Source organism: Pseudomonas sp. FSL W5-0299 (assembly GCF_005930655.1).
Classification (GTDB): domain Bacteria; phylum Pseudomonadota; class Gammaproteobacteria; order Pseudomonadales; family Pseudomonadaceae; genus Aquipseudomonas; species Aquipseudomonas mandelii.
Genome location: NZ_RXHX01000010.1, coordinates 85,268 through 100,393, shown reverse-complemented (window position 1 = coordinate 100,393; position 15,126 = coordinate 85,268). Strand labels below are relative to the sequence as shown.

Annotated in this window: 14 protein-coding genes; 7 read left to right on the top strand and 7 right to left on the bottom strand. The window is 59.5% G+C overall.

The window, feature by feature from the left end; genetic code table 11:
* Nucleotides 1–12: 12 nt before the first annotated feature.
* From flgJ to FHL16_RS15100, 6 genes are all read right to left on the bottom strand, one after another.
* Nucleotides 13–1,308: a flagellar assembly peptidoglycan hydrolase FlgJ gene (gene flgJ, locus FHL16_RS15130; protein WP_077748611.1), complete on the bottom strand. Its 1,296-nt coding sequence runs from the start codon at nucleotides 1,306–1,308 to the stop codon at nucleotides 13–15.
* 11 nt (nucleotides 1,309–1,319) lie between these two features.
* Nucleotides 1,320–2,408 (bottom strand): flagellar basal body P-ring protein FlgI, encoded by a 1,089-nt coding sequence (locus tag FHL16_RS15125; RefSeq protein WP_010457013.1) that lies wholly within the window; start codon nucleotides 2,406–2,408, stop codon nucleotides 1,320–1,322.
* Nucleotides 2,409–2,435: 27 nt separating this feature from the next.
* Nucleotides 2,436–3,131, bottom strand: a complete 696-nt coding sequence (gene flgH, locus FHL16_RS15120; protein ID WP_010457015.1) for a flagellar basal body L-ring protein FlgH — start codon at nucleotides 3,129–3,131, stop codon at nucleotides 2,436–2,438.
* Nucleotides 3,132–3,182: 51 nt separating this feature from the next.
* Nucleotides 3,183–3,968 (bottom strand): flagellar basal-body rod protein FlgG, encoded by a 786-nt coding sequence (flgG, locus tag FHL16_RS15115; RefSeq protein WP_010457017.1) that lies wholly within the window; start codon nucleotides 3,966–3,968, stop codon nucleotides 3,183–3,185.
* Between the two features lie 45 nt (nucleotides 3,969–4,013).
* Nucleotides 4,014–4,754 carry a flagellar basal body rod protein FlgF gene (locus tag FHL16_RS15110; RefSeq protein WP_010457018.1) on the bottom strand — a complete coding sequence of 247 codons (741 nt, stop codon included), beginning with the start codon at nucleotides 4,752–4,754 and terminating at the stop codon, nucleotides 4,014–4,016.
* A 366-nt stretch (nucleotides 4,755–5,120) separates the two neighbouring features.
* The gene (locus FHL16_RS15100; RefSeq protein ID WP_010457020.1) at nucleotides 5,121–6,683 is read right to left on the bottom strand and encodes a sigma-54-dependent phenylalanine hydroxylase transcriptional regulator PhhR; all 1,563 of its coding nucleotides are present in this window, start codon (nucleotides 6,681–6,683) and stop codon (nucleotides 5,121–5,123) included.
* A 383-nt stretch (nucleotides 6,684–7,066) separates the two neighbouring features.
* Here FHL16_RS15100 and phhA point away from each other — a divergent pair, with 383 nt between their 5' ends.
* The 3 genes from phhA (at nucleotide 7,067) to FHL16_RS15085 (ending at nucleotide 9,509) form a co-directional block, all read left to right on the top strand.
* Nucleotides 7,067–7,855, top strand: a complete 789-nt coding sequence (gene phhA / locus FHL16_RS15095; RefSeq protein WP_010457022.1) for a phenylalanine 4-monooxygenase — start codon at nucleotides 7,067–7,069, stop codon at nucleotides 7,853–7,855.
* 104 nt (nucleotides 7,856–7,959) lie between these two features.
* Complete coding sequence (locus tag FHL16_RS15090; RefSeq protein WP_010457024.1) at nucleotides 7,960–8,316, top strand: 4a-hydroxytetrahydrobiopterin dehydratase; 357 nt, start codon at nucleotides 7,960–7,962, stop codon at nucleotides 8,314–8,316.
* Nucleotides 8,316–9,509: an amino acid aminotransferase gene (locus FHL16_RS15085; RefSeq protein ID WP_077748610.1), complete on the top strand. Its 1,194-nt coding sequence runs from the start codon at nucleotides 8,316–8,318 to the stop codon at nucleotides 9,507–9,509. The genes FHL16_RS15090 and FHL16_RS15085 overlap by 1 nt, the downstream gene beginning before the upstream one ends.
* Nucleotides 9,510–9,754: 245 nt before the next feature.
* Here FHL16_RS15085 and FHL16_RS15075 read toward each other — a convergent pair whose 3' ends face one another.
* The gene (locus tag FHL16_RS15075) at nucleotides 9,755–10,744 is read right to left on the bottom strand and encodes a LysR family transcriptional regulator (protein ID WP_010457027.1); all 990 of its coding nucleotides are present in this window, start codon (nucleotides 10,742–10,744) and stop codon (nucleotides 9,755–9,757) included.
* A 90-nt stretch (nucleotides 10,745–10,834) separates the two neighbouring features.
* Between FHL16_RS15075 and FHL16_RS15070 the strand changes: the two genes are divergently transcribed.
* The 4 genes from FHL16_RS15070 (at nucleotide 10,835) to FHL16_RS15055 (ending at nucleotide 14,902) form a co-directional block, all read left to right on the top strand.
* Nucleotides 10,835–11,461: a hypothetical protein gene (locus FHL16_RS15070; protein WP_077748609.1), complete on the top strand. Its 627-nt coding sequence runs from the start codon at nucleotides 10,835–10,837 to the stop codon at nucleotides 11,459–11,461.
* A gap of 92 nt (nucleotides 11,462–11,553) precedes the next feature.
* The gene (locus FHL16_RS15065) at nucleotides 11,554–12,324 is read left to right on the top strand and encodes a 2OG-Fe(II) oxygenase (RefSeq protein WP_010457032.1); all 771 of its coding nucleotides are present in this window, start codon (nucleotides 11,554–11,556) and stop codon (nucleotides 12,322–12,324) included.
* A gap of 1 nt (nucleotide 12,325) precedes the next feature.
* Nucleotides 12,326–12,964 (top strand): LysE family translocator, encoded by a 639-nt coding sequence (locus FHL16_RS15060; RefSeq protein ID WP_077748608.1) that lies wholly within the window; start codon nucleotides 12,326–12,328, stop codon nucleotides 12,962–12,964.
* Nucleotides 12,965–13,162: 198 nt separating this feature from the next.
* Nucleotides 13,163–14,902 carry a dipeptidase gene (locus FHL16_RS15055; RefSeq protein WP_077748607.1) on the top strand — a complete coding sequence of 580 codons (1,740 nt, stop codon included), beginning with the start codon at nucleotides 13,163–13,165 and terminating at the stop codon, nucleotides 14,900–14,902.
* Nucleotides 14,903–15,126: the final 224 nt, after the last annotated feature.

The following is a 15,126-nucleotide window of genomic DNA, read 5'->3' as shown; positions in this document are numbered from 1 at the left end:
TATGCCTTGTGCCTATAGAGGCGTAGTAGAAGCGCCCGCCGCAGCGTAGTTTTGGTAACTCGTCATCTGCTTGGCTATCTGCGAAATCTTGCTTGCGTAGGCCGGGTCTGTCGCATACCCGGCTTTCTGCAGCTCGCGTACAAACTGTTCTGGGTTATCGGCAGACTTCAGAACATCTTGATAGCGATTATTGGTTTGCAGCAAAGTCACCAGGTCATGGAAGCTGTCTTTGTACGAATCGTAGGAGCGGAACTCTGCCGTCTCCTTGACCATCTCGCCATTCCTGAATTCGCTGGTGATCGCTCGCGCCGATTCACCCTTCCAACTGCTGCTGGCCTTGATGCCAAACAGGTTGTGACTGCTGCTGCCATCCTGGGCACGCATGACCGATTTGCCCCAACCGGTTTCCAGGGCCGCCTGGGCCACCAGGTAACGCGGATCGACGCCGATACGGTCGGCGGCTTCCTTGGCCATCGGCAGCATGGTGTTGACGAATTCGTCGGCGGAACTGAAGGCTTTCTTCGGTGGCGCCAGCGGAATCTGCGCCATCGCACGGCCGTAAACCTGCAGACGTCCGCTCGACTTGTTATCGGTTGGCGAGGGCAGCCAGTCGCCATTGAACAGCGGGCCGGCACCGGTCACGACCGGAGTCGCGGCGCGCTCAGGCAGCAAGGCTTTGTTCGGGGTTGTAGCGGCAGTCGTTGCCGAAGGCACCAGGCCGGCGAGCAAGCGATCGGCCAGTTTCGGCGGCAAGGCCAGACGGCGCTGATTGATCAGCGCCATGTCATTGTGATGCGTGCCCTCGCCTGTTGGCGCTTTCACCGAACGCGAGGCCCACAACGGACGCTGACCATTGAGCCGCGACAGCGGACCGTCGGTGGCCGCGGTGCCTGCGGCAACCGGTGTCGGCACGGCCGCTTTCGCCGCTTCCTGCTTGGCGGCGGACGCGGCTGCAGCCTCGCCCGGCGCCAGCGGTTTGTTCTTCGACATCTGGCGCATCAGCACGTCCGCCAGACCGATACCGCCGCCCTCGCGGGACATGGAAACGGCCAACTGCTGGTCGTACATTTCCTGGTATTGCTTGGCCGCTGGAGTGTTGAGCGGATTGTCCTTGCCCAGCGCATCGGTGGCCGAGCGCATCGACTTGAGCATTTCACCGAGGAACAGCGACTCGAATTCCTGCGCCACTTTGCGCATGTTCGCGTCACTGTCCTTGTCGCCGACCTTGAGCTGGTTCAAACGATTCAAGTCCGAATAGGAGCCCGAATCGTTGCTGCTGACACCCAGGCCGCCCTTGCGCATATCCATGGTCGCTGTCCTCAGATCACAATCAGGTCGGCTTGCAACGCGCCAGCCTGTTTCAATGCTTCGAGGATCGCCATCAAGTCACCCGGTGCCGCGCCGACCTGGTTCACCGCACGCACAATTTCGTCGAGGGTGGTGCCCGGGCCGAACTTGAACATTGGCTTGGCTTCTTGCTGAGCGTTGACCCGCGAGCGCGGCACGACGGCGGTCTGGCCATTGGACAGAGGGCCGGGCTGGCTGACAATCGGGTCTTCGGTGATGGTCACCGTCAGGCTGCCGTGAGTCACGGCGGCCGGTGAAACCTTGACGTTCTGGCCGATCACGATGGTGCCGGTGCGCGAGTTGATGATGACTTTCGCCACCGCCTGACCCGGGTCGACTTCAAGGTTTTCGATGATCGACAGATAGTCGACGCGCTGACTTGGATCGAGCGGCGCGCTGACCCGAATTGAACCGCCGTCGATGGCCTGGGCAACGCCAGGGCCGAGCATGTCGTTGATCTTGTCGACGATGCGCTTGGCGGTGGTGAAGTCCGAACGGTTGAGGTTCAGGGTCAGGCTGTTGCCCTGGTTGAAACCGCTTGGCACCGAACGCTCCACCGAGGCACCGCCCGGGATACGACCGGCCGACGGAACGTTGACGGTAATCTTCGAACCGTCGCGGCCTTCGGCATCAAAACCGCCGACCACCAGGTTGCCTTGAGCGATTGCGTAGACGTTGCCGTCGATACCCTTGAGGGGTGTCAGCAGCAAGGTGCCGCCGCGCAGGCTCTTGGAGTTACCGATGGACGAAACGGTGATGTCGACCTGCTGACCCGGCTTGGCGAACGCCGGCAGATCAGCACTGATCGACACGGCGGCGACGTTCTTCAACTGCACGTTGCCCGAACCCGGCGGCACCTTGATGCCGAACTGCGAGAGCATGTTGTTGAAGGTCTGCAGAGTGAACGGGGTTTGCGTCGTCTGGTCGCCGGTGCCGTTAAGCCCGACCACCAGGCCGTAGCCGATCAATTGGTTGGAGCGCACGCCGGAAATACTGGCGATATCCTTCAGCCGCTCGGCTTGCGCGTTGAACGCAGCCGAGAGCATCAGGGCAGCCACCATCAGGTGTTTAAGATTCAACGTGGCCACCTAGAAAGGGAACAGCGGGCTGAGGAAGAAACGGTCGAACCAGCCTGGCTGACTCGCATCGGCAAACGCACCGGTGCCCGAGTAGGTGATGCGTGCATCGGCGACGCGGGTCGACGACACGGTGTTGTCGGTGGAGATGTCATCGGCGCGCACCATGCCGGCAATCCGCACCAGCTCATCGCCGGTGTTGAGCGTCAGCCACTTCTCGCCGCGCACGGCGATGATGCCGTTGGGCAGCACGTCAGCGACGGTCACCGTGATCGAGCCGGTCAGGCTGTTGCTCTGCCCGGACTTGCTGTCGCCCTTGGTCGCGCGATCACCTTCGTAGCCAACGTCCAGGCTCAGGCTACCGCTGCCCACAGGGTCGCTGGTGCTCAGGCCACCGCCAAAGAACGAGCTCAGGCCGATGTCGGTCTTGCTGTTCTTGCCGATTTGCGAGTTGGCGTTCTTGCTGGCCTGGGTCCGTTCGTTCAGGGTGATGGTGATGATGTCACCGACCCGGAACGCCTTGCGGTCGCTGTACAGGTTCTGTTCAAAGCCGGCCTGATAGATCGAGCCGTTATTGGCGGCAGCCGGCAACGGCGTGCGCGGCAACACCGGGGCGTAGTAAGGGTCATTGGGCTTGGGTGGCGGAGCGACGCAGCCCGCGAGCACGACGACCCCACTCAGTGCCAGAACAGATACAAAGCGATTCATGACCCTACCTCACGGTGTTGCAGACGACCTCATGGCCGCCTCATAGACTGATTACAGATTCTGCGTTACGAACGAGAGCATCTGGTCGGCGGTGGAGATCACCTTGGAGTTCATCTCGTAAGCGCGCTGAGTGGTGATCATGTTGACCATCTCTTCAACGGTGCTGACGTTCGACGTTTCCAGGGTGTTCTGCAGCGTGGTACCGAAACCGTTCAGGCCCGGGGTGCCGACTTGCGGCGCGCCGCTGGCAGCGGTTTCCAGGAACAGGTTGTTACCCACGGCTTGCAGGCCGGCCGGGTTGATGAAATCGGCGGTTTGCAGGTTGCCGATCACCTGGCTGGCCGGGTTACCCGGAACGGTGACCGACACGGTGCCGTCGCGACCGACCGTGAAGGTCTGCGCGTCGTTCGGAATGACGATGGCCGGCTCCAGGGCGAAGCCGCTGGCATTGACGATCTGGCCGTTGGAATCGAGGTGGAACGTGCCGTCACGGGTGTAGGACGTGGTGCCGTCCGGCTGCAGGATCTGGAAGAAACCGCGACCATCGACGGCCAGGTCCAGCGGCTGCTCAGTGGTTTGCAGGCTGCCGGCGGTGAAGTTTTTCTGGGTGCCGACGATGCGCACACCGGTACCCACTTGCAGACCCGACGGCAGTTCGCTGTCCTGGGTCGACTGGGCGCCTGGCTGGCGCTTGATCTGATAGAGCAAGTCCTGGAACTCGGCACGGTCACGTTTGAAACCCGTGGTCGACACGTTGGCCAGGTTGTTGGAAATGGTCGTCAGGTTGGTGTCCTGGGCGGACAGACCTGTTTTGGCAACCCATAGAGCCGGAAGCATTCGATTCTCCTCGTGCGCCTGTTTTACGGCGCGACGTTCTGATAATTAGCTGATCTGCAAGACCCGAGCCATGGCCTGGTCATCGTCTTTGGCGGTGTTCATCATCTTGATGTGCAGCTCGAACTGCTTCGACAAAGCCAGCACCGAGGTCATCTCTTCCACGGCGTTGACGTTGCTCGACTCAAGGAACCCGGACACCAGTTTGACGCCTGCATCGGCTTGCGCCGGCTTGCCGTCCTTGGTGTGGATCGAACCATCCAGGCCTTTGGTCATGTTCTTCAGGTCAGGGTTGACCAATTTGATACGGTCGACTTCAGCCATCACACGCGGGCCTTCGCCCATCGCACGGATGCTGATGGTGCCGTCTTCGCCCACTTCGATTTGCTGCTCGGGCGGCACGGCGATCGGTCCGCCGTTGCCCATCACCGGCATACCGTTGCCGGCACGCAGCACGCCGAGGGCGTCCACGTTCAGGCTGCCGGTGCGCACGTAGCTTTCAGCGCCATCGGGGGTCTGCACGGCGATCCAACCGTTGCCTTGCACCGCGACATCGAGGTCGCGACCGGTTTCAACCAGCGAACCTGGTGAGAAGTCGGTGGCCGGACGCTCGGTCATGGCAAACGCACGCGCCGGAAAGCTGTCACCAAACACCGGCATCGAACGGGCCTGTTCCAGGTCCTTCTGAAAACCGTTGGTAGAGATGTTTGCCAGGTTGTTGGCATGAGCCTTCTGCGCCAGTGCATTCTGGCTGGCGCCGGTCATTGCCACATAAAGGTACTTGTCCACACTCTTTCCTCTGCATGCCGGACGTTTGCCGCCCACCGCTGTACTGTTGAGCGATAAGCAATTTACAGACCAACTTTTTTCTGGCGGTGCGAGGCCCGGCAAACAAAGGACTTGAGGGGTTTTGCGGGGATTGGGGAAATGTATCGGAGACGAAAAACCGGCGGTGTTATGCCGGTTGGTGGCAAGTGCTGGCCTTTGCAGCCAACAGCATCCCCTGTGGCGAGGGAGCTTGCTCCCGCTGGGCTTCGAAGCAGCCCCAAAAAGATTGGCCGAGCCTGACAGTCAGATCATGCCGGATGGTCTTACGGCCGCTTCGCGCTCCAGCGGGAGCAAGCTCCCTCGCCACAAAGTTGTCATTGCTTCAGCTTAAGCGTCGGGGTCTTTGCCGACTTCATACTCACGCAACTTGTTGGCAATGGTCGTATGCGAAACCCCCAACCGCTTGCCCAGCTGCCGACTGCTCGGATGCTCGGAATACAACCGCTCCAGCACCGCTTTCTCAAAGCGCCCGACGATCGCATCCAGCCCGCCTTCGAGGGAGAAATCGCCAAGCGGCTGACGCACGCCGTAATCCGGCAAGCGAATGTGCTCGGCCTTCACGGTCCCGCCTTCGCACAACGAAACCGCCTGGAACAACACGTTTTCCAATTGCCGGACATTGCCCGGCCAATGGTAATGACTGAGCCGCTCCATCGCCGCTGGCGCCAGCTTCGGCAGCGGGCAACCGATCTGACGACTGGCCTGGTCGAGGAAGTGCTCCACCAACGGCGTCAAACCATCGAGGCATTCACGCAGCGGCGGAATGTGCAGTGAGAGCACGTTCAAGCGGTGATACAAATCCTGGCGAAACTCGCCCCGCGCGCATAACTCGGACAAGTCCACCTGCGTCGCGCAGATCACCCGCACATCCAGATAGACCTCTTCATCACTGCCCACACGACGGAAGCAACCGTCCTGCAAGAAGCGCAGCAATTTCACCTGCAAGCGCGGGCTCATTTCCCCGACGCCATCGAGAAACAACGTACCGCCCGCCGTCAGCTCCAGCAGCCCAAGCTTGCCTTCGGCACGCGCGCCTTCGAAGGCGCCGGGGCCGTAGCCGAACAATTCGGTCTCGGCCATCGATTCCGGCAGGCCGGCGCAGTTGAGCGCCATCAAAGGTGACTGGCCGCGCGGACTCGCCAGGTGACAGGCACGCGCCAATAATTCCTTACCGGTGCCGGTTTCGCCTTCTATCAAGAGCGGCGCATCCAGCGGCGCCATGCGCCGCGCTTCGCGGACCACCGCGGCCATGACTTTCGAGCTTTGGAAGATGCTGTCGAACCCGCGCAGTTCCTGCTTGCGGACGTTATAGATGCGCTCCCCCACCCGATCAGCGCGGTGCAGCGTCAGAACTGCACCGGCCATGGCTTCGCTGTCGTCATGCTCGGATTGCAGCGGCGCGATGTCGGCGAGGAACACATCGCCCTTGACCTTGACCCGCAGCCCGTTGATCCGCGACTTGTTGGCACGCACCAGTTCCGGCAAATCAAAATCCTCGGCGTAACGCGACAGCGGAATCCCCGGCACCTCATCCACCCGCACCCCGAGCAACTGCGCCGCTGCACGGTTGGCCGCCACGATGGAGCCGCCCATGTCGATCGACAACACCGGAAACTCCAGGGCGCCGAGCAAGGCATTGAGCTCCATGTGCCGACGCTCGCTGGGCATCAGCCCTACACGCTTAACGCCAAATACCCCGGCAATCGACTCGAATTTCGGACGCAACGCCTGGAACTGAATATTGATCAGGTTCGGGCAGTGCAGGTAGATCGCATTGCCATGCTCACCGCCGACCTCGCCGCGAGCGACGTTGATTCCGTACTCGACCAGCAAGTTGAGAATGTCGCGCAGGATGCCGATGCGGTTCTGGCAGTGGACTTTGATACGCATATAAAGGCCCAAGAAAAACGGTCAATAGGTTGGATGCCCGAGGTACAACCCTGTGGGAGCGAGCCTGCTCGCGAATGCGTCGGTGCATTCGGCATTGATGTGTCAGGCAGAACGCTTTCGCGAGCAGGCTCGCTCCCACAGGGTATTTTTTTGCTGGCACGCTCAGATAGCCGTCAAGATTATGTGACAGGCGCAACGCTTTTCAAACCCGAAAAACTCAATACCTGCGCCACCGCGATCCATTCGTAACGAAAACTTTACGAAAACTGGAGAGATTTCCTACGCAGGGCACGATTCACCTACTGCAACGCGGCACGCCTTGGAGTATTTCTAAGTCCATAGCAGCACATAACAAGAATGAAATCCCCTAGCAGGAGAGCAGCATGAAGCAGACGCAGTACGTGGCTCGCGAGCCCGATGCGCAAGGTTTTATCGACTACCCCGCTGAAGAACATGCGGTGTGGAACACGCTGATTACTCGCCAACTGAAAGTGATCGAGGGGCGTGCGTGCCAGGAATACCTGGACGGTATCGAAAAACTCGGTCTGCCCCACGACCGCATTCCGCAACTCGGTGAAATCAACAAAGTCCTCGGTGAAACCACCGGTTGGCAAGTAGCCCGAGTGCCGGCGCTGATCCCCTTCCAGACCTTTTTCGAATTGCTGGCCAACAAGCAGTTTCCAGTGGCGACCTTTATTCGGACCCGCGAAGAGCTGGATTACCTGCAAGAGCCGGATATTTTCCACGAGATCTTTGGCCACTGTCCGCTGCTGACCAACCCTTGGTTCGCGGAATTCACCCACACCTACGGCAAGCTTGGCCTACAGGCCACCAAGGAAGAACGCGTGTACCTCGCGCGTCTCTACTGGATGACCATCGAGTTCGGCCTGGTCGATACACCAGAAGGCCTGCGCATTTACGGCGGCGGCATTCTCTCCTCGCCGAAAGAAACCGTTTACTGCCTGTCGGACGAACCTGAGCATCAGGCCTTCGATCCGCTGGAATGCATGCGCACGCCTTACCGCATCGACATCCTGCAGCCGCTGTACTTTGTCCTGCCGAACCTCAAGCGTCTGTTTGATGTGGCTCATGAAGACATCATGGCCATGGTCAAGCAAGGCATGCAGCTCGGTTTGCACGCGCCTAAATTTCCACCCAAAAAAGCCGCGTGATCCGCAGCTTTTAGAATCAAGTGAGCCTGTCAGGACACGACGCTTTGCTATAGCGTGGTGAAACTGACGGCCGATTTCCAATCATTCGATTTCAGGAACCCATCATGTCCACATTGAATCAAGCCCATTGCGAAGCCTGCCGCGCCGATGCCCCTCAGGTCAGCGACGAAGAATTGCCGATCCTGATCAAGCAGATCCCGGACTGGAACATCGAAGTGCGCGACAGCGTGATGCAACTGGAAAAAGTGTTCCTGTTCAAGAATTTCAAGCACGCCCTTGCATTCACCAACGCAGTCGGTGAAATCTCCGAGGCCGAAGGCCACCACCCTGGCCTGCTCACCGAGTGGGGCAAAGTCACCGTGACCTGGTGGAGCCACTCCATCAAGGGTCTGCACCGCAACGACTTCATCATGGCCGCGCGCACTGACGAAGTGGCCAAGAACGCCGAGGGCCGCAAATAATGCATTTCGACGCCATCGGTCGAGTACCCGGCGACCCGATTCTCGGCTTGATGGAAGCCTATGCGCAGGACCCGAACCCGCGCAAATTCGACCTTGGCGTGGGCGTCTATAAAGATGCCCAGGGCCTGACGCCGATTCCCCAGTCCGTGAAGCTGGCCGAGCAGCGCCTTGTGGATCGCCAGACCACCAAAACCTACATCGGTGGTCACGGCGAACCGGCGTTCGGCAAGGCGATCAGCGAGCTGGTACTTGGCGCCGACTCCCCACTGATCGCCGAACAACGGGCCGGCGCCACCCAGACACCGGGCGGCACCGGCGCGCTGCGCCTGAGCGCCGACTTCATCGCCCAGTGCCTGCCGGGCCGTGGCGTGTGGCTGAGCAACCCGACCTGGCCGATCCACGAAACCATCTTCGCGGCGGCCGGGGTCAAGGTCAGTCATTACCCCTACGTCGGCAGCGACAACCGCCTCGACGTTGAAGCCATGGTGGCAGTGCTCAAAGACGCGCCGAAGGGCGATGTGGTGTTGCTGCACGCCTGCTGCCACAACCCGACCGGTTTCGATCTGTCCCATGACGATTGGCGCCGCGTGCTGGACGTGGTGCGCAACCGCGATCTGCTGCCGTTGATTGACTTCGCCTACCAGGGCTTCGGCGATGGCCTGGAACAGGATGCATGGTCGACCCGGCTGTTCGCGGCCGAGTTGCCGGAGGTGCTGATCACCAGTTCCTGCTCGAAAAACTTCGGGCTGTACCGCGATCGCACGGGTGCGCTGATTGTCTGTGCGAAAACCGCTGAGAAGCTGGTGGATATCCGCAGCCAACTGGCAAACATCGCCCGCAATCTGTGGTCGACGCCGCCGGATCATGGCGCTGCCGTGGTCGCGACGATTCTTGGCGATCCCGAGTTGAAAAGCCTCTGGGCCGACGAAGTGGAAGCCATGCGTTTGCGCATCGCCCAATTGCGCAGCGGCCTGATGGAAGCGCTTGAACCCCATGGTTTGCGTGAGCGTTTTGCGCATATCGGTGTGCAACGCGGGATGTTTTCCTACACCGGCTTGTCGCCGGAGCAAGTGAAACAGCTTCGTGATCATCACAGCGTGTACATGGTCGGCACCGGCCGTGCGAACGTGGCCGGGATCGATGCAACCCGCCTTGATCTGCTGGCCGAGGCCATCGCCGAAGTCTGCAAGTAACCTCAAGCCCTGCACACTCCCACCTGTGGGAGCGGCGGTGCGGCGATCCGACTTGCTCGCGAAAGCGCTGTGTCAGGCGACATAGATGTCGACTGAGACTCCCTCTTCGCGAGCAGGCTCGTTCTCACATTTGTTTTGCTGACCCTTCCAACGAACCAATCGCTGAAGTTGCGCCCGGCCGCGTCAGCGGCGAGAGGGTTGCAACCTCACCAGAGTGGGAGCAAGCCTGCTCGCGAAGGGGCCAGTCAGAGCAATCCATCACTCTCGGGCAACTCATACTCCGCCGCAACCTTCCCAGCCCTCCCCGGCTTGCTCAGGGTCGGCTCCTTCTCCAGACACTCCACCAGATAATCAATAAGCACCCGCAATTTCGGCGGCAAATAGCGCGTCGGCGAATGCAGCAACCAGGCGCCGCCATGGTAGGACGCGAGGAAGGTCCAGTCCGGCAGCACCTGCACAATCAACCCTTGCTCCAGCGCATAACGCGCCGTGAAATACGGCAGACTGCCAATCCCGATGTGCTGCAACACCGCCCCCAGCCGCACGCCTGTGTGATTCGCCGCATACCGACCGCGCACACCGACCGTCACAGCCTTGCTGCCTTTTTTGAATTTCCAGCGCGCATCGCTCGGGGTTTCACCCAGGTAGATACAGCTGTGGTTGAGCAAGTCGTGGGGGTGCGTCGGCGTGCCATGTTCGGCGAGGTATTGCGGTGTAGCGCAGAGCAAATGGTCGATGGTGAGCAATTGCCGCCCGACCAACCCTGCGGGCGGTCGATCGGTAATCCGAATCGCCAGATCAACGTTGTCGTCGATCAGATCCACCTGCCTATCCTCAAGCAACAACTCCACATCCACTTTGGGATAACGGCGCAGAAATTCCGGCATATGCGGGTGAATCACAAATCGACCGACCGCCTTGGGCACGCTGACCCGAACCAGCCCTTCCGCTTCATGGGTGAACTGCCCGCTGATTTCCATCACGGACTTGGCCGCACTGACCATTTCCTGGCAACGCTTGAACACCTCTTCGCCACCGTCGCTCAAGCGCAGCTTGCGCGTGGTTCGCTGCAGCAGACGCGTGGCCAACGCTTTTTCCAGACGCGAAATACTGCGACTCACCGCCGAGGGTGAAGAACCCATCTGACGAGCCGCTTCGGAAAAGCTGCCGGTCTCGACAACCTTGACGAAAATCGCCATTTCACCCAGTAACGGCAGTGGAAGATTTATGCTCACAGCGCAACAGTCCTTTGATGTTTGAACGGATTATCACGCAATTCCACGATTCATATAATAAAAAGAGAAACTTTAATGAGGACATGGAATATGACGCTTCGCCTCTTTTTCCATAGTGATGACCTCAAGGCCAATGTGGAAGTCCTGGATTGCACGCCCCAGGAAAACGAGTTTGCGGTGGTGCTGCGCGCCACGTTGTTTCACCCCCAGGGTGGCGGCCAGCCTTTCGATACCGGCTGGATCGGCGAAAGCCAGGTGCTGCGCGTGGTCCAGGACCCGGACCGAATCATTCATTTTGTCGACCGGCCAGTAAAACCCGGCATGACCCAGATCAGGATTGACGAGCAACGCCGCCGGTTCAATTCGCGCATGCATTCGGCCGGCCACCTGATCGGCCATTTTGTCCAGGCACTGGGCTGGATGCCGGTCAAGGCTCATCACTGGCCGGGCGAAGGACGCGTGCAATTCAAACCGTTGGAGTCGGCAAAAGAGATGGATGCCGAGATGATTCAGCACGGCATCGAGCAATGGGTCGCCCATGACCTGCCGCGCCTGACATCGATGCGCGAAGGCGCCCGGGAAATTGGTTTCGGTGAGCTGCCCGCCTACGGCTGCGGCGGCACCCATGTACGTAGCCTGAAGGATTTGGGCACGGTCACGATCGCTTCCCTTTCACTGAAAAAGGGAATGCTGTCAGTCCACTACAGCGTGGATTGAGCTTTCGGCGATGTCGTCCCCGGCATCGCCCGACGCCCGGGGGAGCCCGCATTCGCGGGTTCTGTTGACTATCTAATAGATGGACCTAAGACATGATGCTTGACGTCGAGCGTCTCGATGAGACGTGCATAAAAAAACTGGCCAATGAAGAAGTCCTCGCCATCCGCGTCAAAGGCCTGCTGCCCCAGCCGCTGGCGATTCAGATTGGCGACAAGATCCTCGCCCCGGGTTTTGAAGGCTATATCAATGCGCCGAGCATCGGTCGCATCGGCATGGCGTTTTATGAGGCGGAAAACCAGCCGCTGCTGATCGAAGATTATTTCGAGCATGCCTCGCGCAACATCGCGGAATTACGCAAACGTTGCGCGCCCTACTCGTCCCCGGTCGACACCTTGCGCTGCATGCTCGATGAGTCCTGGCCGGCGGGTGCGCACCTGGAAAATCTCTACGGCCGCAAGATGTATGTCGGCCTGTCCCGCGTGGTGAAACCAGGGGTGTGCTTCCTGGCCCATCACGACATTTTCGCCAAGGATGCCCCCGACAGTTACCAGGCCAGAAGCCTGGAAGCGCAGTTCGCCTGCAACGTCTACCTGAACATGCCCTCCGAGGGTGGCGCCTTGCAGATGTGGGACCACGATATTTCTCCGGATCAATTCGACGAGATGCGTGGCGACAGCTACGGCATCGACCCGGCCTTGCTCGGCACGCCGGCCCTGGAGATTCGTCCTGAGCCGGGTGATTTCATCATGTTCAATTCGCGCTGCATGCACTCGGTAACACCCGGCGTGGCGGATCCGCGATTGAGCCTTTCGTTCTTTGTCGGCTATCGCGGCAATGCTTCACCCCTTACTTTCTGGAGTTGAAATGCTTTCGAATTACCTGGGCGAGTTCCTTGCGCTGGCGACTATTCACTTTCTGGCTGTGGTCGCACCTGGACCGGACTTCGCTGTCACCATCCGTCAAAGTGTGCGTTTCGGCCGGTTGGTCGGGATCTGCACGGCCCTGGGCATCGGTGCTGGGATTTCCGTGCACGTGCTTTACACCCTGCTCGGGGTCGGCGCGTTGATGCACACGACGCCCTGGTTACTGACGGTGGCCAAGGTGGTGGGCGGCGTTTACATTTTGTACCTCGGTGTCAGCCTGCTACGCAGTAAACCCAAATCCGCGCTTGAGGGGGACAAAGTCGCCAACGAGCCCGTCGTCGAACAAACACTGTTGAAGGCGTTCACCACCGGCTTTTTGACCAACGCGACCAACCCCAAGGCAACGCTGTTTTTCCTGGCAATTTTCACCACGCTCATCAGCGCTACGACACCCTTGAAGATCCAGGCGCTGTATGGGGCCTGGATGTGTTTTGTGAACGCGCTGTGGTTCGTGATCGTCGCGCTGTTCTTTTCCAGCGCCCGGGTGCGATTGCTGTTCATGCGCATGGGGCATTGGTTCGAACGCACCATGGGGGTGATTCTGATCCTGTTCGCCGGGCGTTTGATTCTCTCGATGTAATAGCGCCTCAAACGCAAAAGGCCCGCTCAGTCTGACTGACGGGCCTTTTTCGTTTCTGCGCCGCTTTTGCATTTCTGTGCGACAGATCCCACATCAGGGACTCCCGTAACACTCCGTTACAGTGTTAGCTTGGAACCGTTTCTGTCTCATCGATCAGAAACTTCTCACTCCACTGCCTGCAAAGGAATGCCAACAGCAATGAATTTCTCACTCAAGCACCTGGCTGCGTCAACCCTGATACTGGCCAGCCTTTCGTCGTTCACCCTGACAGCGCAGGCCAACATCACCCCGCAACAGAGTGCGGCGATCCTCAAGACATTCAGTGACACCTCCGTAACGGATTTCAGGCAATTCCTGGGAGGCCTAGCCAAGAGCGACCTCGGCAAAACCGACAATCTCGGCTCCGCCATCAGCGCCTTCCTCGACAACAAGACCCTCACTCCAGACCAGCAGAACGAAATCCATCGCCTGCTTGGTCTCTACGCACGGGTGAAATACGGTGCCGCCGCCACCGAGACCCTGCGCGAGCTGGTGGCTATCCCGACCTTCCGCGTCGAGGGCGTTGATCAACACGACAATCCCGAATTCATCAAGATCGCCGACAAGATCAAGGGCCTCGCCCAGGCGTTCAACCTGAACTTCCGCAACATTGACAACCGCGTCTATGAAATATCCCTTGAGGGCAGCAGTGACGAAGTCGTGGGCATTCATGCGCATGCCGATGTGGTGCCCGTAACACCGGAGAACTGGGTTCTGAAAGACGGCACCAAACTTGATCCGTTCAAGGTCACCCTGATCGGCGACCGCATGTATGGCCGGGGCACCGAAGATGACAAGAACGGTATCGTGGTAGCGCTTTATGCGATGAAGGTCATCAAGGAAGAGAAGCTGCCGCTGGCGCGCAATTTCAAGCTGCTGGTCGATACCACCGAAGAAACCACCGGCGACGCCATCCCTTATTACTTCGAACACAACCCGACACCCAACTACAATCTGGCGCTGGATGGCGGCTACCCGGTAGTGATTGCGGAGAAAGGCTACGGCACCGTGATGGCGAACTTTGCCAAACGCAAGGCTGAGGGCAAGGGCGCCGAGATCATCTCGATGACCGGTGGCATGGCCACCAACCAGATCCCGTCGACATCGGTCGTCACCCTTTTGAGTGAGAAGCCTGTCGAGTTGGCCGCCAGCCTGCAGAAGGCCGGCGCCGAATATGCCAAAAGCAATGGCGGCAACTTCGACGTCACTGCCAAAGTTGATGGCAAGGATGTCAAATTGACGGTCACCGGCGTTTCCGCCCACTCCTCCGAACCCGAATCCGGCATCAACCCGGTGTCGAGAATGCTGGGCTTCATCAATAGCCTCGACGGCAAGGTTGCGCTCAAGCACAACCACATCACCGACGCCGCCCGCTACGCTGCCGACAACTGGGGGCTGGATTACCTGGGAGGCAAATTGGGGGTCGGTTTTTCCGATGCTTTCATGGGACCGCTGACTGCTTCGCTGACCTATGTCGGGATGGACGATAAAGCCTTCAAGCTCGCGGTCAACCTGCGCGTGCCGAAGGGCAAGTCGCCGGAAACGCTCAAGTCTGAAATCGCCGATAAGCTTGATGCCTGGAGCAAGAAGCCCCACGTCGCGGTGGCCTTCGACTACTCGATCGCCGAGCCGATGTACCGCAACCCTGAAGGTGAATGGGTCAAGGCCTTGCTCGCCGTGGCCAGCGAAAACCTGGGCATGGAACACAAGTACGGCACCTCTGCGGGCGCCACTTCGGTCCATGACCTGCCCAATGGCGTGCAATTCGGCCTGGCCAGGCCCGAGGTCAAGTACACCGGCCACACCGACAACGAGTTCAAGACGGTAGACCAGTTCCTGCTGGACCTGCAGATCGTGACGGAAATGATGGGGCGGATCGGGCAGTTGCCGAAACTCTGATCGCCTTTTCGGACCCGCTGTTGTGGCGGGTCCGACGCGTTGATCATCTTGATGCCGGCACCGTCAAAAAAAGGACCGTCGGGCCTTTTTATAAATGGCACACAAACAAAAACGCCGCTCATTGCTGAGCGGCGTTTTTGTTGAATATGGAGCGGGAAACGAGACTTTAATCCAGCCTCTAACTCTTTGATTACTATGAGTTTTCCGCAACAACTGCCTCGGCA